The following is a 20,698-nucleotide window of genomic DNA, read 5'->3' on the forward strand; positions in this document are numbered from 1 at the left end:
CTGGCAGCGTCGCCCGGAGCGGCGCTGCTTGTTTATCGAATTATCTATCATGAATCGCTGATATATTATGACGACATCTTCTGAAATTCTGGTGATCAACTGCGGCAGTTCCTCGCTGAAATTCGCGCTGCTGCCCAAGGGCTCCAGCGAGCCGCTGCTGTCCGGTCTGGCCGAGTGCCTGGGCCTGGCGGATTCGCGCATCATTTTCAAAACCGCGGAAGGCAAGAAGACGGAGTCGCTGAACGGCGGCAGCCACGCCGAGGCGATGGAAGCGCTGACCCGTTTCATGGGCGAGCATGAGTGGCTGGACAGCGTGGTTGCCATCGGCCACCGCATCGTTCACGGCGGCGAGCGCTTCCAGGCCTCCGCGCTGATCACCGACGAAGTGCTGGCCGGCATCGAAGAATGCTGCGCGCTGGCGCCGCTGCACAACCCGGGCCACCTGGTGGGCATCCGCGCCGCGCAGAAAGCCTTCCCCAAGCTGCCGCAAGTCGTGGTGTTCGACACCGCTTTCCATCAGACCATGCCGAAGCCGGCCTATATGTACGCCGTGCCGCAGCGCTTCTACAAAGAATACGGCGTGCGCCGCTACGGCATGCACGGCACCAGCCACCGCTTCATCGCCGGCGAAACCGTGGCGGAGCTGAAGCTGGACCCGGCTAATCACGGCATCCTGATCGCCCACCTGGGCAACGGCGCGTCCGCTTCCGCAGTGAAAAACGGCAAGTGCATGGACACCACCATGGGCATGACCCCGCTGGAAGGCCTGATCATGGGCACCCGTTCCGGCGATATCGACCCGGCCGCGGTGACTTTCATCGCCCGCAAGGAAGGCCTGGATCTGGACGGCATCGACAATCTGCTGAACAAGCAGAGCGGCCTGCTGGGCATTTCCGGCGTGTCCAGCGACTGTCGCGCTCTGGAAGAAGCGGCGGCGGAAGGCAATGTGGACGCGCAACTGGCGCTGGACATGTTCGCCCACCGTCTGGCCCGCCTGCTGGGCGGCCTGGCCACCTCGCTGGACCGCATCGACGCGCTGGTGTTCACCGGCGGCATCGGCGAGAACTCCAGCCTGCTGCGCGAGAAGACCCTGAACCACATGAAGGTGCTGGGCTTCGCCGTGGACGCGGCCGCCAACGAGCGCGCCGTGCGCGGCAACACCGGCGTGATCAGTCAGCCGGGCAGCACCACCGCGCTGGTGATGGCCACCAATGAAGAGTGGATGATCGCCAAGGATACCGCCGACCTGGCCGGTATCTGATAGGACTTCGCGGCGCAAGCCGCGTCCGTATCGCGCGGCCGGCGCTCCGTCGGCCGCCGCCTGATTCTGAACGCCGGGCCGCTTTGCGGCGGCGCGCGCGTCGAAAGTAAAACTCATGACATCGCAACAACCGAAACGAGTGTTTTTCCTGGCTTCCTATGGTTCGGACGCCGGGCTGACCTCCATGACCCTGGGCCTGGTGCACGCGCTGGAGCGCGACGGCATCAAGGTGGGCTTCGTCAAGCCCATCGCGCAGCCCGCCAGCGTGGGCGCAGAGCTGTCCAGCCACTTCGCCCGTCAGCTGTGCAATATCGACGCGCCGGCGTCCATCCCGTTTGCCCGCGCTCAAGCCATGCTGCGCGAAGGCGAGCTGGCCACCTTGATGGAAGACGTGGTGCGCCTGGCGGAACAGGCGCGGGACAATCACGATGTGCTGATCGTTGAAGGCCTGGTGCCGGACAGCGACGCGCAAACCGCCATCCGCCTGAACGCGGAAATGGCCGGCAGCCTGTCCGCGGAACTGTTGCTGGTGCTGTCCGGCGCCGGCCGCGGCGCGCGCGACATCGCCGAATGCGTGCAGCTGGTGCAGCGCCAGTTCGGCGCCGACGGCAACGGCAAACTGGCCGGTCTGCTGCTGAACCGCGGCGCGGAGTGCGGCAATCTGGCCGGCCTGCGCGCGGAGCTGGCGGAGCAGGGCTGCGCCACGCCGCTGCTGGGCTGCGTGCCTTACGACGCCAAGCTGGACGCGCCGCGCGTGCTGGACGTGGTCAGCGCGCTGGGTTTGAAGATCGAACACGCCGGCCAGATCGAGCAAGCGCGCATGCGCGAAACCGTGGTGGCGGCCCGCACCGTGGAGAAGATGGCCGAACGCCTGCTGCCGGGCACCCTGGTGGTGACGCCGGGCGACCGCAGCGACGTGGTGTTGGCCACCTCGCTGGCCATGCTGCGCGGCGTGCCGCTGGCCGGCCTGCTGCTGACCTGCGGCGAACCGGTGTCCGGCAGCATCCTGCCGCTGATCCAGTCCGCGCGCCAAGCCGGCCTGACCATTCTGTCCACCGAGCGCGACACCTATGAGACCAGCACCATGCTGGCCAATCTGGACCGTCACGTGGCGATGGAAGACGCCGAGCGCATGCAGGCGATGATCGACTTCGTGGCCGAGCGCATCGACACCGCGGTGCTGGTGCAGAAGATCGGCGAGCCGCGCGAAGTACGCCTGCCGCCGCCGGCCTTCCGCCATCGTCTGATCGAGAGCGCGCGCCGCTCGCAAAAGCGCATCGTGCTGCCGGAAGGCGACGAGCCGCGCACCATCCAGGCCGCCGCCATCTGCCACGAGAAGGGCATTGCCCGCTGCGTGCTGATCGGCGAACCGGAACGCATCCGCCAGGTGGCGGAAGCCCAGGGCGTGACCCTGCCGGCCGATATTGAAATCCTGGCCCCGAAAGAGGCCGCCGGCCGCTACGTGGCGCCGATGATGGAAATGCGCAAGAGCAAGGGCCTGACCGCGCCGCAGGCGGCGGAACAGCTGGAGGACAGCGTGGTGATCGGCACCATGATGCTGGCCCTGAACGAGGTGGACGGCCTGGTGTCCGGCGCGGTGCACACCACCGCCAACACCATCCGTCCGGCGCTGCAACTGATCAAGACCGCGCCGGGCGCGAGCATCGTGTCCAGCATCTTCTTCATGCTGATGCCGGATCAGGTGCTGGTGTACGGCGACTGTGCGGTGAACCCGGACCCGAACGCGGAGCAACTGGCGGACATCGCCATCCAGTCCGCGGATTCCGCCAGCGCCTTCGGCCTGAGCCCGCGCGTGGCGATGATCTCTTACTCCACCGGCACTTCCGGCAGCGGTTCGGACGTGGAGAAAGTGCGCGAAGCCACCCGCATCGCCAAGGAAAAGCGCCCGGATCTGATGATTGACGGCCCGATGCAGTACGACGCCGCCAGCGTGGAATCCGTAGGCCGCCAAAAGGCGCCGGACAGTGAAGTGGCCGGCCGCGCCAATGTCTTCGTGTTCCCGGACCTGAACACCGGCAACACCACTTACAAGGCGGTGCAGCGCTCCGCCGGCGTGGTGTCGGTGGGCCCGATGCTGCAAGGCCTGCGCAAGCCGGTCAACGATCTGTCGCGCGGCGCGCTGGTGGACGACATCGTCTACACCATCGCCCTGACCGCGATCCAGGCGGACGCGCAGTAAGCGGCGAGAGCGCTTGATCTGAAAACAGCCCCCGGTGCGAAAGCGCCGGGGGCTGTTGTCTTATGCGGCCTTGTTTAGTGGCGCTGCGCGGCGATGGGGCGCGTCAGCGCCACCCATTGCTCGGAGGCGGGAGAGCCGGCCAGTTCCACGCCGTTGTCGGCGAAATACACTTTGGAGACCTTGCCGTCGAACAGCTCGGGCTGACGCAGCACGGAGCGGACTTCGGAGTAGGTGATCGGCTCGTAGCTGTGCTGGAAGCGGCGCTGCTGTTCTTGCCAGGGTTTTTGCCGTATCGCTTCAAGGTCCATCTTGCCGCGGCCGGCGTCGTTCCAGGCAAAGGCGATTTCCGCGCCTTGTTGGGCGAAGAATTCCAGGCCCAGTTTGCTGGAGTTGCGGAAGAAGTGCTTGATGAACAGTTCGGACAGGTCCAGCAGGTCGCGCTGTTCCAGCGTGCGCTTGCCGAGCGCGGCGGCGACGTCGTCGGCGTTTTTGCAGCCGCAGGCGTGCACCAGATAGAGCAAGGTGTTGACCGTGGTTTCCGTGCGGCAGCCGCCGCTGGTGTTCTTCAGCACAAAGCGGGTGGCCACGGCGGAGCGCTCCGCCGGCGGCACGTCGGCCAGCAGCGCGTTGAGCCGGACAAACGGGTCCAGCCGCGTGTGATGGGCGCCCAGGTAATCGGCCCAGGCCTGGAGGATGGGGGCGGCCGGCTGCGGCGCGCGCTTGACCAGCTTGCCGGCGGCGGCGTCGCTGATGTGGCGGCTGAATTCCTGGATCAGCTTGCGAGGCGAGATGCTATACATGGCGTCGTCGCGGCTGTAATGGACGATGTTCAGCTGCTTATTGTAATTGGCGATGGTGGCGACGTTTTGCATGTCCAGTTCGCCGCGCACGAAACGGGACAGCTGCATTTGCGCGTGACTCAGGCCGTACAGCGCCACCGCTTGGTCCTGACGCGCAGGGGAGGCGTTGACCTCGCCGTTGGCCACCCGGAACAACAGCGACTGGAAACGGGCTTGCTGCGGAACGGGTCCTTGCGTGGTTTGCGGGCGGTCCGGCGCGGCGGCGCAGCGATTCGAGGCGCTGGCCAGCTGCCGGCCCAGGCCCAGTTGTGGCTGAGCAGCGGCGGCGGCGCGGGCAGTCGGCAAGGCCGCGGGAGCGGCGAGGGGGCGAGTGGCGCCTTGGGCGGTGATGTTTGGCATGGGGTCGGCTTTCAAGTGGAAGACATGGAGTGATTCGACCCCGCTACTGTCGTCAAAAAGCCGGAGGGCGGCTTGCAGAATTCACTCAGCGCGCCATCCGCGGCGATGGGCGCGAGTTTGCCCGGCGTTGCCGTTTTTTTGCCGAAAATCAATGCAGATGGGATTGTGTTATAATCAAGGCGAGGTTGAACTTCCGATAAACACTTAATTAGAAAGGGAACCTGCTTATGCTGAGCCTGTTTTTGATTACTGTTTTTCTGATTATCAGTCTGGTCCATTGCTATTGGGCGCTGGGCGGCACCGTGGGCATGGGCGCCGCCGTGCCCGAAGTGGACGGCAAGCCCTTGTTCCAGCCCACCCGCGGCGGCACGTTCGCCGTGGCCGGCGTGTTGGCCTTGTCGGCGCTGGCGGTTGCGCTGCATGGCCATCTGACGCGCTTCTGGCAAATGGAGACCGTGCGCTGGGGCTTGCTGGCGCTGGCGGCGGCGTTGCTGCTGCGCGGCATCGGCGAATTCCGCTACGTCGGCTTGTTCAAGAGCGTGCGCGATAGCCGCTTCGCCCGCAACGACACCCGTTTCTATTCTCCCTTGTGTTTGTTGCTGGGCAGTTTGTTGCTGATCCTCGCCTGGTAACGCTTCTGAAAGCGGGCGGCTAGCCGCCCGCTGTTCTCGTTGGAATCTGTTTACGATCTGCTGCGCGTCGTGAGACGTGACACGGCGAGTACCGCTTCGAAATGCTCATATACCGTGTGTGCACTCCGTTTTTTCAGCTGTTTTCGCCTTGTCTCGCCTTAGCTCGCGAGATCGTAAACACGTTCTTAGCGCTTCTTGTTCTGCGCGTAAATCAATTGCGCTTTCCAATCCTGCCGCTGCGGCTGGCGCGCGATGCCGACGCGGAAGCGTTCGCGCGGGCCGACGCCGGGCTGCCATAGATAGAGCTGGCCATCGTGAGCGCCGCCGTTCCAGGCGGTCAGGTAGTAATCGCTCTGCCGCGCCCAATCCTTGAAACTGACGATGTCGCCGTCCCGCAGGCAGCCGTCCGGCCGGTCCTGAATCTGCAGCCGCAGTTCCGTGGAGGCGTTGAGCGGGTCTTGCTTGGTGTAGTAGGCGTATTGATTGGCGTCCAGGCCGCCCCACCAGGTCCAGAACCAGCCGGGGCGGTCGGCGCGCTCCACCCGCAGATAGTCGCCTGAGCGCAGGCAGCCGTTGTCGCGCATGGCGAAGTTGTTGGACAGATTGAAGCGGGCGGCGGGGCCGTTGCCGGGGCCGGTCTTCAGCCAGCCGTCGTTGGCGGCGGCGCTTTGCAGCCATTGGCCGTTGCCCAGGTTTTGCAGGCTTACCTGGCGGTAGCTGCCGGCCTGGTCGGTATAGGATTGCGTGGGCGTGGCGGCGTCGGCCCAGGCGAAGGCCTGCACCGGGTAGTGGTCGCTGTAGTCGGTGTAGGCGTAAGTGTGCTTGCCGACGGATTGCACCGTCCACTGCGGGGACGGCGCGTCCAGCACCAGATTGTGCCAGGCGGACGGCTGGCGGTGGGCTTTCAGCGTCAGGATGTAGTCCAGGTATTCCGGGACGTCGCCGCCGCGCGCGCCGTAGCGCTCCAGCGCCAGGCCGTTGCGCGCGGTGTCGAAGCTGTCGGCGACGCCGGCGTAGCGCGGCTCGCTGGCTTGCAGGATGTCCAGCATCGCGCGGTATTCCGCCGGCTTGCGGCGGTCCACGTTCATGTCGCCGGCAATCAGCACCATTTCGTCCTTGGGCAGTTGCCGCGCGCGCAGCCAGTCGGCGATTTCGCGCAGCTGGGCCTGGCGCACCGCGGCGTGGTCCTTGCAGCCGCTGTCTTCCGACTGCAGGTGGGCGCCCAGCACGTGATAGTAGCGGCCGCCCGCTTGCAGCTTGGCGTAGGCGAAGCCCTTGAGCGCGTATTGTTCCCAGCTGCAGCCGGCGGTGCGGAACAGATATTGCCGTTTTTCCACAATCGGCCAGCGGCTGACGATGGCGACGCCGCCGTCTTCCGGCTTGGCGCCGTTCCAGCCATCGGTGCTGTCCCAGCCGCTCTGGCTGCGGCCTATCACCGGGGTCTGGTGCGGGAAGCGGGCTTTCAGGCCTTGCAGCAGCGCTTCGGAGCTGCTGTTGTCCTGCAGTTCCTGAAACACCGCCACATCCTGGTTTTGCAGGATGGGGGCGGCGGCGATCAGCCGGGCGCGCTGTTCCTGGCCGTAATTGGGATAGAGCGACTGCGGCAGCAGCATCGCGTTCCAGGTGGTCAGCCTGAGGTCGTCGGGATAGGCGGCGAGGGCGGGGGCGGCCAGCAGCGCGGCGCACAGTGCCAGGCAAGCTTTCATCATGTCTCCGAGGGGTGGGGGAGCGCAAAGCTTGAATGGCGTGGTTTACGGAATTGCTATGTCATTTAAATTTGATCTGGCGTAGAATGAGCGCCTGCGCCGCCAGGCTTGCGCGGTTTGAATCTCTTCAGTGTTGTCCCAATAGGAGCGCGCCGGAATGAAGCTGTAATGCCCGTCACTCGTTTGCCCAGCCAGGGCCGTTTGCCGCATTGCCGTTTCGTTTGGTCTTCCGCTTCGTCTTTGCCCCTTCGCGGGGGCTGTCCATTTCGCTATGGATGCGGTTTTGGCTGGGTGTCCCCAATTTTCTGAATGGAACAGGACTCCCCATGTCGGAACACGTTTCTCTCGATATTTTTTCGCATAATCAGGCCGCCTGGGACCGCCAGGCCGAGCAGGCCGGCCCGTGGTCGCAGCCGGTGGACGCCGCCGCCGTCGCCGCCGCGCGCGCGGGCGATCACCGGGCGCGGCTGACGCCGGGGCCGTTGCCGGTCGGCTGGCTGGATCAGGTGGCCGGCTGGCGCATTCTGTGCCTGGCCAGCGGCGGCGGCCAGCAGGGTCCGCTCTTGGCGGCGGCCGGCGCCGAGGTCACGGTATTGGACGCCTCCGAGCAGCAGTTGGAGCGCGACCGCCTGGTGGCGCGGCGCGAAGGGCTGAGCCTGGCGACGGAGCTGGGCGATATGCGCGAGCTGTCCCGTTTCGCCGACGCCAGCTTCGATTGCGTATTCCACCCGATTTCCAATCTTTACGTGCCGGATGTGCGTCCGGTGTGGCGCGAGTGCTTCAGGGTGCTGCGTCCGGGTGGCCGCCTGCTCAGCAGCTTTTTCAATCCGGCGGCCTTCATCGGCGACCGCGATCCGGAATACGCGCGCCAGGGCCTGATCCGGCCGCGCTATCCGGCGCCGTATTCCGATCTGCGGGATCTGGCGCCTGAGGCTTTGGCGGCCAAGCGGGCCGGCGGCGAGGCGCTGGTCTTCGGCCACAGCCTGGCGGAGCAGATAGGCGGCCAGCTGGAGGCCGGTTTCTTGCTGGCGGGGTTTCACGAGGAGATGCAGCCGACGCCGCGCTTTGTCATCGACGGCTATCTGCCGGCCTTCATCGCCACCTGGGCGTGCAAGCCGGGGGCCGGCGGCTTGCCGTCATAGCGGCCGAGCCGGCCGGCCGCGTCAGCGGGCGGGATGCAGCCGGCTGTTCAGATAGCGTTCGCCGCGCCGACGCAGCGGAGACGGCGCCAGCTTCAGCCATTGGTTGAAGTGCAGGCCCAGCAAGGTGTTGTTGCCGGCTTTTTCCTGCAGGGCGATGGCCAGGTTGTCGTAGACCGGGTCTTCGTCGTGGAGGTCGTCGGCGCCGGCTTGGCAGAAGCTGTCGGCGTCCGCGCTCCAGCGGCAGTCCGCGCCCAGGCGCAGGCCGTAGCCGCGGGGCAGGCCGGAGGCGAGCAGGCGCGCGTACTGGCGCTCGAAGCCGTCGGGGTCGAACAGATAGCTGTCGCAGTGCAGCCAGCGGCCGTCCAGCCGCGCTTGCACCAGGCCGTGGAACAGGTGTTCCGGCAGGCAGAGGTAGATCGGGGCCGGCACCGCGTGGCGCAGCACGCGCTTGTCCAGCCGCACGAAGCGCAGCCGCGCCGGAATGCCGGCGGTGGTCAGCAGCGCGCGCAGCAGGTCGCCCTGGGCGTTGCAATGGCCGCGGCCCAGCGCCAGCGTGCGTTCCGGCGTGACGGTTTCAAACTGGCTGGTGAAGCCGAAGCGCACGCGGTCGCGCACGAAGTCGTGCAGCGCGCGGCAGTAGTCGCGGTCGTTGTCCGGGGAGGCGTCGCTTTGCACCTGGCGCAGGACTTGGCTCAGGCTCAGCCCGGCGCAGGACGCTGGGCGGACGGGGTCGGGCTGGGGGCTTGGGTGCATGGAATGCTCTGGCGGCAAGTGTTAAGCATATTGAATATTCTGAGCCGGGGATTGTCAATGCACAGTTTGATGACGGTGGGGCGGAAAAGCCGCCGGTCCGGAACAGGGGCCGGCGGCGAGCGGTCCGCGCCTTAAGAAGTGGTTCAAAGTCCGCAGCGCATTGTGAAGCGTTGCACGGCGAGTACCACTTCGAAACGCGCGTCTACCGTGTGCGCGCTCCGCTTTCTCAGCGGTTTTCGCCTTGTCTCAGCCTGGCTTGCGAAACGGTGAACACGCTCTAAGCGCCGATCAAACGTGCAGCAGCAGGAAGCGCCGCTCCCACGGGCTGATCACGTCGAAGTATTCGCGGTACTCGGCTTCCTTGATCGCGCTATAGGTGCGGATGAAGTGTTCGCCGAAGAGATTGGTCAGCGGTTCGCACTTGAGCAGCATGTCGATGGCGTCGTCCAGGTGGCGGGGCAACTGGTGCGGTTGCTCGTAGGCGCTGCCGCTTAGCGGTTCGGACGGCATCAGGCCCTGTTTCATGCCCAGATAACCGCAGGCCAGGCTGGCGGCGATGGCCAGATAGGGGTTGACGTCCACGCCGGCCAGGCGGTTTTCCACTCGCCGCGCCTGCGGGTCCGAGTGCGGCACGCGCAGGCCGCAGGTGCGGTTGTCGTAGCCCCAGGACAGATTGATCGGCGCCGAGGTGTAGCGGCTCAGCCGGCGGTAGGAATTCACATAGGGCGCGAAAAAGGGCATCGCCGGCGGCAGATAGTTTTGCAGGCCGCCGATGAAATGGAAGAATTTCTGCGAGGGCTGGCCGTCCTTCAGGCTGAAGATGTTCTTGCCGCTCTCCCTGTCCACCACGCTCTGATGCAAGTGCATGGCGCTGCCGGGCTGGCCCTGCATCGGTTTGGCCATGAAGGTGGCGTACATATTGTTGCGGATCGCCACTTCGCGCACGGTGCGTTTGAACAGGAAGACCTGGTCCGCCAGCGCCAGCGGGTCGCCGTGGTCCAGATTGATTTCCATCTGGGCGGTGCCCATTTCGTGGATCAGGGTGTCCAGCGCCAGGCCCTGGGCTTCGCACCAGTCGTACATCACGTCGAAGATGCCGTCGTATTCGTTGACGGCGTCGATGGAGAAGCTCTGCATGCCGGCTTCGGTGCGTTTGGTGCGGCCAACCGGCGGGCGCAGCGGGATGTCTTCGTCCGGCTGGATTTCCACCAGGTAGAACTCCATTTCCGGCGCCACCACGGCCTTGAGGCCTTCGTCTTCGTACAGCTTGAGGATGCGCTTTAGCACATTGCGCGGCGCCAAGTCCACCGGGCGACCGTCGAAAAAGGCGCAGTCGTGGATGATCTGGGCGGTGGGCTCCAGGTTCCACGGCACCGGACGCAGGGTGCTGGCGTCGGGAATCAGCCGCATGTCGGGATCGGCGAGGGAGGTGAAGTCCTGGTCCGGGTAGTCCCCGGTCACGGTCATGGACAGCACGGCTTCAGGCAGGCGCAGGCCTTCGGCCGGATTGTATTTATGGCGCGGCACGATCTTGCCGCGGGCGAGCCCAGTCATGTCCGGGATCAGGCATTCCACTTCGGTGATGCGATTGTCGTCCAGCCATTTGTTGATTTGTTCTGCGTTATTCATAAAGCCTCTGTTGTCATGTGTGCGCGCCCGAGCTGCTGTCGCGCTGGGCGTCGTGCCTCAGCGTATGCGGCCGCTGCGCTTGTACTAAAAATAATCTACGGTCCAGTGTGCGGCAGCCGGGGCTGCGCGGGCAGGCGGGACGGGGCTGGAATCGGGCCCAATGATGGATCGGCAATCCGGGTGCTCCTCTCAGATTTGGTAATAAGGCACAATGCCGCTTTGAAAGCATTGATCGTTTTTGGTTCGAAATGTTCAATATTTTGAACGAATGCATGCTAGTCCCGGCGCGTGGACATTCGCAATGATTATTGATTGGATGCTGGTCAGTTGTTGGTTTGCGGCAACAGGGAAATCTGCCCAGGGGACTGTTAAGACCTCTTTATGAGTATTAGAATTAGACGATATGGAAAACGATACCGAACAGATCACTCCCGCTTCAGATTCCAAGCCGCCAGCGTCTAAACCGCGCCGTCGTTGGCTGCGCTGGCTGGCGGTTCCCATCGTCTTGCTGGCCCTGCTGTGGGGCTTCCTGGGCTGGCTGGCGCCGGGCATGATCAGCGACGCCGCGGCCAAGTGGGCAAAGAGCATAGGCCGCACGCTGAGCATGGGCGAGGTGAGGATCACGCCTTGGGACATGTCGCTGGAGGTCAGGGATCTCAAGCTGAGCGAGGGCGACGGCCGGCCGCTGTTCGCGGTGAAGCGGGCGTATCTGAACCTGGATCCGTCCATGCTCTTGATCGGCCGCTGGCAGGCGCAGGAGTTTTCCCTGGAAGAGCCGCGGCTGGCCCTGGCGCGCAACCGCGCCGGGCAGTGGAACTGGGCCAGCTTCGTCGCCGACGCCGCCGGCCCGGCCAAGCCCGAAGGGGGCTCGGACAAGCTGCCGCGGCTGATGATCAAGGCCTTGAACATCCGCAAGGGCCAGGCGCAGTTGTCCGATCAACTGGGCGGCGACGAGCGCTTCACCCTGGTGCCGTTGAATCTGTCGCTGCTGGACCTGTCCACGCTGCCGGAAAACGGCAGTTATACGATGCAGGCGGCCATGACCGACGGCACCCGCTTCAACTGGAAGGGCAGCATCAATCTGCAACCGCTGAAGTCGGACGGCGAGGCGCAGATGGCGGAGTTGCCGCTGGCCTCGGTCTGGCCCTATGTGCAGCCGCATTTCAACACCGCCGCGCCGGAAGGGCGGCTGTCCGTGTCCGCGCGCTACCATTTTGAAATGTCCGGCAAGACGCCGGAGCTGACGGTGTCGCCGTTCCGCGCCAGCCTGCTGCGCTTCGCGCTGAAGGCGCCGGGCGGCCGCAGCGAACTGACGATTCCGGAAGTCCGCGTCGAAGGCGGCGCGCTGGATCTGGCGCGTTCAATGCTGAAAGTGCAGTCCATCGAACTGGACCAGGGTCTGGCGATGGCCGGGCGCGACCGCGACGGAACGGTGGACTGGCAGAAGGCGATTCCGGCCGCGCCGGCCGCCGCCAAGCCGCAGCCGGCGGCCGCGCCGCTGCCGTGGCTGGTGAACATCGAGGCGATCAAGCTGCGCAATTGGCGCGTGAGCTACGCGGATCAGGGTTTCCGCCAGCCCTTGGCGCTGGAGGCCAAACTGCCTTTGCTGTCCGGCCGTTTCTCCTTGTCGCCGGACAACGGCTTCGCGCTGACCGGCCTGCTGGCGCGGCTGGACGAGCTGAAGCTGGGCGCGCAGGGTGCGGCGCCGGTCTTGAGCCTGGCCAGCGCCGAGTTGGCGTCCAGCCAGCTGTCGCAAAAAGGCCGTCGCATCGAGCCGGGCAAGCTGAGCTTGAGCGGACTGGACGCGCAGGTGGAGCGCGACCGCGCCGGCCAGATCAATCTGGCCCGCTTGTTCGAGCCGGCCGGCGGTTCCAAACCGGCCGCCGCCCCGGCGCGCGCGCAAGGCGAGGCCGCGCCGGCCTGGAAGTTCGATTACCCGGAAATGGCTTTGCAGGACAGCCAGCTGCGCTGGACCGACCGCAGCCTGTCCAAGCCGGCCAGCATGACGCTGTCCGGCCTGGGCGGCACGGTGGAGGTGGACGACGGCCGGCAATTAGCGCTGGATCTGGCCGGCGGGCTCAACGGCGGCAAGCTGGCGGTCAAAGCCGATATCGACGCCGCGGCCGGCGCGCTCAAGGGCAGGCTGCGCGCCGACGGGGTGCAGCTGGCGCCGCTGGCGCCGTACGCCTTGAGCGGAACCTCGTTGCGTTTCGGCGGCGGCGCGTTGTCCGCGGATCTGAATCTGGATGTCGGCGCGCGCGGCTGGCGCGTCGGCGGCTCCGCCGGCGTGGCGCGGCTGGCGGTGTACGAGCCGGGCGAGAAGCTGCCCTTGCTGGGGTGGCGCGATCTGCAAGTGCGCGGCCTCAGCGCTCAGGGCATGCCACTGAAAGCGACGATCAACGATGTGCGGCTGCAAGGGCCGGCGGCGCGGCTGGTGCTGGACGAAAAGCGCGAGCTCAATTTGACCCGGCTGTTCGCCGGCCAGGGCGGCAAGCCGGCGACCCCGGCGCCGGCGGCCAAGGCGGCGCCGCTGCCCTTGGTGGAGGTCCGGTCCATCCATGTGCAGGGCGGGCGGGTGCAGTTCGCCGACCACGGCATGAAGCCTGACTTCGCGTCCGACATGCATAATCTGCGCGGCTCCATCCAGAACCTGTCCACCCGCGCCAAGCAGCGCGGCAACATCACGCTGGACGGCGACGTGGACCAGTTCGGCGACGTCAAGGTGCGCGGCGCGCTGTCGCCGCTGGCGCCCACGGACAACACCGACATCACCCTGGCCTTCCGCAATATCTCCATGGGCACCTTGAACCCGTATTCGATGAACTTCGCCGGCTGGCAGGTCAAGGACGGACGCTTGTCGGTGGATCTGCGCTATCTGCTGGAGCAGCGCCAGCTCAAGGGCGAGAACCGGGTGGTGATCGATTCTCTGCAACTGGGCGACGAGCTGCCGGACAGCGAATACAAGGGCCCGCGGCTGCCGCTGCGGCTGGCGGTGGCCATTCTGGAGGACAGCGACAAGCGCATCGACCTGGACTTGCCGGTGGCCGGCAGCCTGGACGATCCGCAGTTCAGCTATGGCAAGATCATCTGGAAAGCCATCGTCAACGTGGTGACCAAGGTGGTGACCGCGCCGTTCCGCGCGCTGGGCGCCTTGCTGGGCGGCGAGGGCTTCGACGATATCCGCTTCGTGGCCGGCGAGGCCAATGTGACGCCGCCGGAGCGGGAGAAGCTGGTCAAGGTGGCCGGGCTGATGGTCAAGCGGCCCAAGCTGATGCTGTCCATCAGCGGCGGTTACAACGCCGACGCGGACCGCAAGGAAATGGCGCGCGCGCAAACCGATCTGGCGATCTTCGCCGCCGCCGGCCATCAGCTGGGCGCCGGCGAGCCGCTGCCGCTGCCGGACATGCAGGACGAGGAAATCCTGTCCGCGGTCAAATCGATGTACGGCAAGCAGATCGGCCGCTTCAAGCTGCTGGGCCACACGCTGAAGCCGGGCGGGCCGTCCGGCGCGGCCCTGGGCAAGCTGCTGCGGGACGAGTTGATCGCCGCGCAGAGCATCACCGACGCCAGCCTGCAGCAACTGGCCAAGCAACGCGCCGCCAACGCGCGCGCGGCCATGCTCAAGACCGATCCGGCCTTGCAGGAGCGCATCCAGCTGGGCGAGCCGGTCAAGGTCTCCGCCGGCCGCGACGGGGTGCCGCTGGAGGTGAAGCTGAAGACGCCGTGAGGCGGCGGCCGCGCGTCGTGTTTTTACCCATGACAAGCGGGAAAAGCGGCGGCGGCGTGGAATAGCGCTTGATATGTGTCAACGAACGGCGTAACTACATATAGTGTAATACGCCGTTTTTCTTTTCCAGATATTGCGTATCGGACGTGTTGAAACCTTTTGCGGCCCACACGGTCCATTGCATGCTGGAAGGGGGCCGCCCTGGCCGCCGCAGGCCGCAATTCAAGAGGAACCGGGAACCATGAAGCAGGAAAACATCGCCGCCATGACCGAGCAGGACATCTCCCGCGAGGTGCTGTTGGAAAAATACGCCAAGAACGGCGAACACAGCGTGAGCGAAGTGCGCCTGCGCGTGGCCAAGGCGCTGGCGGCGCTGGAAAGCGAGCCGGCTCGTTTCGAGCCGTTGTTCTATCAGGCGCTGGAAAACGGCTTCATTCCCGGCGGCCGCATCAATTCCGCCGCCGGCACCGATCTGCGCGCCACCTTGATCAATTGCTTCGTGCAGCCGGTGGGCGATTCGGTGTCCGAAACCGAAAACGGCAAGGTGGGCATTTACGAGGCCTTGCTGCAGGCGGCGGAAACCATGCGCCGCGGCGGCGGCGTCGGCTACAACTTCTCGCGCATCCGTCCCAAGGGCGCGCGGGTCAAGGGCACCAATAGCCGCGCGTCCGGCCCGGTGTCCTATATGCGGGTGTTCGACCGCAGTTGCGAAACGGTGGAGTCCGCCGGCGCGCGCCGCGGCGCGCAGATGGGGGTGCTGGACATTTCCCACCCGGACGTGGAGGACTTCATCCACGCCAAGGACCAGGGCGATCTGCGCAATTTCAATATCTCGGTGGGCGTCTCCGACGACTTCATGCGCGCGGTGGAGGCGGACGCCGCCTGGGAGCTGACCCACGCGGTGGAGCCGTCGTCCAACGCTTTCCCCGACAGTTATCAGCGCGCGGACGGCCTGTGGGTCTACCGCGCGGTGCCGGCGCGCGAGCTGTGGCGGCAGATCATGGCCTCCACCTACGACCACGCGGAGCCGGGCGTGCTGTTCATGACCCGCATCAATCAGGACAACAATCTGTCCTATTGCGAGGTGATCGAGTCCACCAACCCCTGCGGCGAGCAGCCGCTGCCGGATTACGGCTGCTGCGACCTGGGCTCCATCAATCTGTGCCGCCACGTGCGTCAGCCCTTTGGCGACAAGCCCAGCTTCGACTTCAAGAGCTTCGAGAAAGTGGTGCGCATGTCGGTGCGCATGCTGGACAATGTGCTGGACCTGACGGTGTGGCCGCTGGAAGAACAGCAGCGCGAGGCGCAGGCCAAGCGCCGCGTCGGTCTGGGCTTCACCGGCCTGGGCGACGCGCTGATCATGCTGAAAATACGCTATGACAGCGAGGAGGGCCGCCGCTTCGCCAGCCGCATTTCCGAGGCGATGCGCGACGCCGCCTACGACGCCTCGGTGGATCTCGCCATCGAGAAGGGCGGTTTCCCGCTGTTCGACGCCGACGCCTACCTGGCCGCGCCGCATTGCGCCAGCCGGCTGCCGGAGGCGATCAAGGCGCGCATCCGCAAGCACGGCATCCGCAACTCGCACCTGTTGTCCATCGCGCCCACCGGCACCATTTCGCTGGCCTTCGCCGACAACGCCTCCAACGGCATCGAGCCGCCGTTCTCCTGGTTCTACACCCGCAAGAAGCGCATGGCCGACGGCAGCCAGCAGGAATACCTGGTGGAAGACCACGCCTACCGCGTTTACCGGATGCAGGGCGGCGACACCAACGCCTTGCCGGACTACTTCGTTTCCGCGCTGGAAATGAGCGCGCTGGACCATATGCGCATGGTGGCGGCGGTGGCGCCCTATATCGACACCGCCATTTCCAAGACGGTGAACGTGCCCGGCGATTACCCCTTCGACGATTTCGAAAGCCTCTACCTGGAAGCCTGGCGCGCCGGCCTGAAGGGCATCACCACCTACCGGCCCAATAATGTGCTGGGTTCGGTGTTGTCGGTGGAGCCGGCCAAGCCCAGCGCCGCCACGCCGCAGGACCTGTCCGGCAGCGGCGACGGCGACCCGGACCGCCGCGTGGTGCTCAACACCGCGCCGACGCCGGCGCTGTCCAGCCTGAAATGGCCGAACCGGCCCAAGCTGAAGGAAGGCAACCCGTCGTGGACCTTCATGGTGGAAGGCGACGCCGGCGATTTCGCCGTGGTGGTCGGCCATGTGGAGAACGGCCGGGTGTCGCCGTTCGAATGCTGGGTCAACGCCACGGAAGAACAGCGCGGCCTGGGCGCGGTGGCCAAGACTCTGTCCATGGACATGCGCTGCCGCGATCACGGTTGGCTGGCGGCCAAGCTGGACGCGCTGTCGCACACCAACGGCGACAAGCGCTATGTGTTCGATCTGGGCGAGCGCACCGTCTACGCCACCTCGGCTTCGGCGGCCCTGGGCAAGGTGGTGCGCCACCGCGTCGAACAACTAGGGGCGTTGCCGGCGGATCAAAACGAGCCGACGCCGGTGATGGACGCGCTGTTCGCGCGCAAGGAGCCCAAATCCGGCACCGACGGCACCATGAGCTGGTCGGTGGACGTCAGCAACCCGCAAACCGGCGACGACTTCGTGCTCTTCATCAAGGAACTGGTGCTGCCCAACGGCCAGCGCCGGCCGTATTCGATGTGGCTGGCCGGCGCCTACCCGCGCGAGCTGGACGGCCTGTGCAAAATGCTGAGCCTGGACATGCGGGTGATAGATCCGGCCTGGATCGGCCTCAAGCTGCGCAAGCTGCTGAGCTACGCCGAGCCGCAGGGCGATTTCTTCGCCCGCATCCCCGGCGTGGAAAAATCGCAGAGCTGGCCGTCCACCGTCGCCTATCTGGCGCAGCTGATCATCCACCGCTACGCGATGCTGGGCGTGCTGACCGAGGAAGGCGTGCCGCTGGAGGAGATGGGGGTGATGGTGCCGGAGCAGAGCGATCTGTTCAGCCCGGAAGCCAGCGCCGCCTTGAAACAGGTGCCGGGCAAACCCTGCCCGGAATGCGGCAACCACGCGCTGATCAAGAAAGACGGCTGCGAGTTCTGCACCGCCTGCGGCCATGTCGGCGCTTGCGGTTGAGCTTTAAACGGGTCGACTAAATGCAATGGCCCCGGCGTTTGCCGGGGCCATTGTCGTTTGGGGCAAGCGTCAATACAGCCCGTGTTGAACCGCCTTGCTGCGGCACTGCACATAGGGCAGGCCGTTGGGTTTGCCCGGGAAGGGATAGCTTTCCTCCACCTTGCTCAACATTGCCGCGCTGCTGCTCTTGCGCTGGGCCTTCTTGATCGCGCTCTTGATGGCGGCGGCGTCGCCGTCCACGAATAGCGCCAGGAAACCGCCGTCCACTTCGGACAGCTGCACGGAGCGGATAGGCAGGCCGCCGTAGTCATAACCTCCCGGCAAGGCCAGCTCGTGTTCCCATACCTGATTGGGCGTGGTGCCGGCGGCGGCGGCCAGCAGTTTGGCGACGCCGTTTTCGCTGAGGTTGAGATTGTGGCAGCTCAGCTGCGCCGCCAAGGCCTTGTTCTTGCCGCCGCCGGCCTGGGCGCCGCCGGCCGCTTTGCTCAGACGATAAACGCCGTCGAAGGGCACGTCGCCGAAGGCGCTGGCGCACCGCTCCACCTGTACTTGCACCGCGGAGGCCTGGGGCAGGACGTTCATCGTGCAGATGCCTTCGCTATAGCGCCACTGTCCGCCGTTGGCCTGCAACTGTCCGCTGCCGGAGCCGGAGCGCAGTTGGCCGGGTTTGCCTTTTTGCATGACTTCCAGTTCGAACTTGCCGTTGGGACGGATGGTCAGCGTGCGCTCGAATTGTTTGTCGGAGCCGTCGTAGACGCCGGGAGCCATCGGGGCGGCGGCGCCGTCCGCGGCGGGATCTTTTTGCAGCGCCTTCTTGATGCCGTCCTTGAGAATGGCGCCCAGGTCGAAGGTTTCGGCGTGGGCCGCCAGCGGCAGCGCCGCGGCCAGCGCCAGCGCGGCGGCGAAGCGTTTACGGTTTGAATGGGTCATGAAAGAGGCCGTTTAAGTGGCGTTGCGATGAAATGAGGTGCCGGCGTATGTCTTGATTATTTAAATTTATCAGGACATTAGCATGACTTCTAGGCAAAAACAATGTGGCGATGATGTGATAAAAACCAAGGGAGGAGGACTGGCCTTAGCGCCTGTTCAAAGGTGCTTGCGTTTCGTGAAAACATGGGGCGGGAAGCGGAGTGTCTATCGCCGTGCGCGCGCATGGCCTCTTTCGCTTTTGGCTTGCGCGGCGAGGGCTGCCCCAAGGCCAGGCGCGCCGACGTGCCAGCGCAGGCGGCGCGGCGCGTCGGGCAAGGCAGCGTCGGTTGTGTTGTGAATCGGCGCTTATAAGAGCAAACCCGCCCAGGTGCTGCCGCCGGACATCGCCGCCGCGTGCCAATGGCCAAATTCAGCGGCAAAGTGATCCAGGTGTCCTTGCAGCCGCGAACAGGGAAGGGCTCCAGGCAGCGCGATAGTCGATTTCAAGCGCATGCCGCCATGAATGTCGCGCATTTCATGCGCGGCATAGGCGATGGCTGCTCCATGACCGTCATGGGCACGCACCGCAAAGCCCAAGGGGTAGTCTTTGTCGGCTGTCATGGGGTGTTCGGTTTGGATGGGGCTGATACAGCTCATTGAGGGACTGGGGCAAGGCTGCGGCCCTAGGCATTTGAGGGAGGGATACACGGTTTGCAGCGCCTGCGCGTCATCCATCGCCAGCATGCCCATCAACAGCGTGTGGAATAGAGCGGCATTGGTTTGAGGGAGGTCCAGAAGCACGCTGGCGGATTGCCACTCGTCGGCCGGGCGGGTCGCCTTGTCCGATTTCAGCTTCGGCGCGGTCTGCTTGCTCAAGTTGCCAAGCAGCGTGTGGCGGCTAGCGGCGGCGGGGCTGAGGCCATCCTGATGATTCGTTACCGTATGGTTTTTCATCGGGTAACTCCTTGCAATATTGCCGGTGGCGGCGCGCCGGCAGGCGCCGGCATGGCCGCTCGATTTTGATGGGGCTTGGCGCGCTCTGCCTTGCGATCAAGCCGATGGCAGGGACAGGCGTAGGCTGTCCCCGGACTTGAGTCGTTTGCGCGATGCTGTTCGGTCTCGCGGAGGTCCGCGAGACCTTGAGCGGGCTTTAGGCTAGGTCGGAAATCACCAGCATGGCGATATTGAAGTAAATCACCAGACCGGTGCCGTCGATGAAGGTGGCGATGAACGGCGCCGACACCACGGCCGGGTCGATGCGCATTTTCTTCAGCAGCATCGGGATGATGGAGGACACGATGGCGCTCCAGATGGTGATGGCGATCAGGGTCAGACACACCACCAAGGCCACTTCGTCGCCCACGCCCAGCATCCAGGCCCGTATCCAGGCCACCACGCCGATGGCCAGCGCAATCATGAAGGAAGTGGTCACCTCTTTGCGCAGCACCGTGCCGACATTGCGCAGGCTGACTTCGCCCATCGCCATCGCGCGCACCAGGGTGGAGGTGATCTGGGTGCCGCTGTTGCCGCCGGTGCCGATCAGCAGGGGGATGAAGAAGGCCAAGGCGATGGCGGCTTCCAACTGCTCTTCGAACACTTGCAGGATGGTGCTGGTGTAGGCTTCCGCGAAGAACAGCAGCAGCAGCCAGGGCAGGCGCTTTTTCCACAAGCTCCACGGGGAGCTTTCCAGGTAGGAGGTCTCCAGCGGCAGGCTGGCGCCCTGGCGTTGCGCGTCGTCGGTGCCTTCGTCGCGGATCAACGCGGCGATTTCCTTTTCGTACAGAGCGCCCAGCAGCTTGCCGCCGCTGACCACGGGCGCGAGGTCCACGCCCTTGTCTATCAGCTCCGGCACGATATCGCGGCGCTGTTGGTTAGGCTCGACGACAAAAGCGGTGGGGCCCATCAATGCGGAAACCGGCAGCGTCAGGTCGGTTTCGGTCAGCAGGCGCTTGACCGAGAGTTGACCGTGCAGGAAGCGGCTGCCGTCGATGACGAAAATCTGGGCGGGAATGTCTTCGTCACGCAGCTGTTTGAGCATGTGCTCGCGCGCTTCGCTGACTTTCATGTCGCGGCTGAGGGTGATCAGCGAGTCGCTCATGTAGGAGGCGACGGTTTCTTTCAGATTGACTTCGTTTGCCTGAGCGGTAGGCAGGGTGATGCTTGCAAAAGACATTTTGAGGTATTCCCCGTTAGCTGTTTTATAACCACAAACAGTTGTCACAATGGGGGCGTAAACCAGAAGAGAGAGTGCAGAAAAGCTATCTCCGCGTCTAAGTTTTGGCACTATGCAACGTATCCCGACTGCATGCGGGAAGTCACTTTGGGCTATACCTTAATCCGATAAAGCCTGTCCTAACCTTGGGCGTCTCTCGACGTCGTCAGATCAGTGACCTGTGTTTGCATAGGAGCCTCGCCGAACGAGACACTGCATCTGAGAGCC

At 65.1% G+C, this 20,698-nt stretch carries 13 protein-coding genes and 1 riboswitch; of the genes, 6 read left to right on the forward strand and 7 right to left on the reverse strand.

Annotation, left to right across the window (positions count from 1 at the left end; all coding sequences use genetic code 11):
* Positions 1-67: 67 nt before the first annotated feature.
* Positions 68-1,261, forward strand: coding sequence for an acetate/propionate family kinase (locus tag QUG03_RS22465; RefSeq protein ID WP_043594375.1), 1,194 nt, complete (start codon positions 68-70; stop codon positions 1,259-1,261).
* Positions 1,262-1,376: 115 nt separating this feature from the next.
* Complete coding sequence (gene pta, locus QUG03_RS22470) at positions 1,377-3,461, forward strand: phosphate acetyltransferase (protein WP_107800140.1); 2,085 nt, start codon at positions 1,377-1,379, stop codon at positions 3,459-3,461.
* 74 nt (positions 3,462-3,535) lie between these two features.
* Here pta and QUG03_RS22475 read toward each other — a convergent pair whose 3' ends face one another.
* Positions 3,536-4,660 (reverse strand): hypothetical protein, encoded by a 1,125-nt coding sequence (locus QUG03_RS22475; RefSeq protein WP_500821042.1) that lies wholly within the window; start codon positions 4,658-4,660, stop codon positions 3,536-3,538.
* Between the two features lie 227 nt (positions 4,661-4,887).
* Between QUG03_RS22475 and QUG03_RS22480 the strand changes: the two genes are divergently transcribed.
* Positions 4,888-5,292 (forward strand): DUF3995 domain-containing protein, encoded by a 405-nt coding sequence (locus QUG03_RS22480; protein ID WP_107800141.1) that lies wholly within the window; start codon positions 4,888-4,890, stop codon positions 5,290-5,292.
* A 185-nt stretch (positions 5,293-5,477) separates the two neighbouring features.
* On the opposite strand, the gene sph is transcribed toward QUG03_RS22480, so the two are convergent.
* Positions 5,478-6,998: a sphingomyelin phosphodiesterase gene (gene sph, locus QUG03_RS22485; protein ID WP_500821043.1), complete on the reverse strand. Its 1,521-nt coding sequence runs from the start codon at positions 6,996-6,998 to the stop codon at positions 5,478-5,480.
* A gap of 326 nt (positions 6,999-7,324) precedes the next feature.
* On the opposite strand from sph, the gene QUG03_RS22490 reads away from it, so the two are divergent.
* On the forward strand, positions 7,325-8,140 hold the full coding sequence (locus QUG03_RS22490; protein WP_500821045.1) for a class I SAM-dependent methyltransferase: 816 nt from the start codon (positions 7,325-7,327) through the stop codon (positions 8,138-8,140).
* Positions 8,141-8,161: 21 nt separating this feature from the next.
* Here QUG03_RS22490 and QUG03_RS22495 read toward each other — a convergent pair whose 3' ends face one another.
* Together QUG03_RS22495 and QUG03_RS22500 are read right to left on the reverse strand one after the other, a co-directional pair.
* Positions 8,162-8,893: a transglutaminase-like domain-containing protein gene (locus QUG03_RS22495; RefSeq protein ID WP_500821046.1), complete on the reverse strand. Its 732-nt coding sequence runs from the start codon at positions 8,891-8,893 to the stop codon at positions 8,162-8,164.
* Between the two features lie 288 nt (positions 8,894-9,181).
* Positions 9,182-10,522, reverse strand: a complete 1,341-nt coding sequence (locus tag QUG03_RS22500) for a glutamine synthetase family protein (RefSeq protein ID WP_107800145.1) — start codon at positions 10,520-10,522, stop codon at positions 9,182-9,184.
* 403 nt (positions 10,523-10,925) lie between these two features.
* Between QUG03_RS22500 and QUG03_RS22505 the strand changes: the two genes are divergently transcribed.
* Both QUG03_RS22505 and QUG03_RS22510 read left to right on the forward strand, forming a co-directional pair.
* The gene (locus QUG03_RS22505; protein WP_500821047.1) at positions 10,926-14,249 is read left to right on the forward strand and encodes a DUF748 domain-containing protein; all 3,324 of its coding nucleotides are present in this window, start codon (positions 10,926-10,928) and stop codon (positions 14,247-14,249) included.
* Positions 14,250-14,490: 241 nt separating this feature from the next.
* On the forward strand, positions 14,491-17,349 hold the full coding sequence (locus QUG03_RS22510) for an adenosylcobalamin-dependent ribonucleoside-diphosphate reductase (protein ID WP_500821048.1): 2,859 nt from the start codon (positions 14,491-14,493) through the stop codon (positions 17,347-17,349).
* A gap of 69 nt (positions 17,350-17,418) precedes the next feature.
* Here the strand turns inward: QUG03_RS22510 and QUG03_RS22515 are convergent, their stop codons facing one another.
* The 3 genes from QUG03_RS22515 to QUG03_RS22525 all read right to left on the reverse strand — a co-directional run bounded on the left by QUG03_RS22515 (position 17,419) and on the right by QUG03_RS22525 (position 20,431).
* Positions 17,419-18,279 (reverse strand): hypothetical protein, encoded by an 861-nt coding sequence (locus QUG03_RS22515; protein WP_500821049.1) that lies wholly within the window; start codon positions 18,277-18,279, stop codon positions 17,419-17,421.
* A 345-nt stretch (positions 18,280-18,624) separates the two neighbouring features.
* Positions 18,625-19,212: a hypothetical protein gene (locus QUG03_RS22520; RefSeq protein ID WP_500821050.1), complete on the reverse strand. Its 588-nt coding sequence runs from the start codon at positions 19,210-19,212 to the stop codon at positions 18,625-18,627.
* Between the two features lie 196 nt (positions 19,213-19,408).
* Complete coding sequence (locus QUG03_RS22525; RefSeq protein ID WP_107800150.1) at positions 19,409-20,431, reverse strand: magnesium transporter; 1,023 nt, start codon at positions 20,429-20,431, stop codon at positions 19,409-19,411.
* A gap of 82 nt (positions 20,432-20,513) precedes the next feature.
* A riboswitch (M-box (ykoK) riboswitch) is annotated at positions 20,514-20,687 on the reverse strand.
* Positions 20,688-20,698: the final 11 nt, after the last annotated feature.

This window comes from Chromobacterium sp. CCUG 30098 (assembly GCF_059916605.1).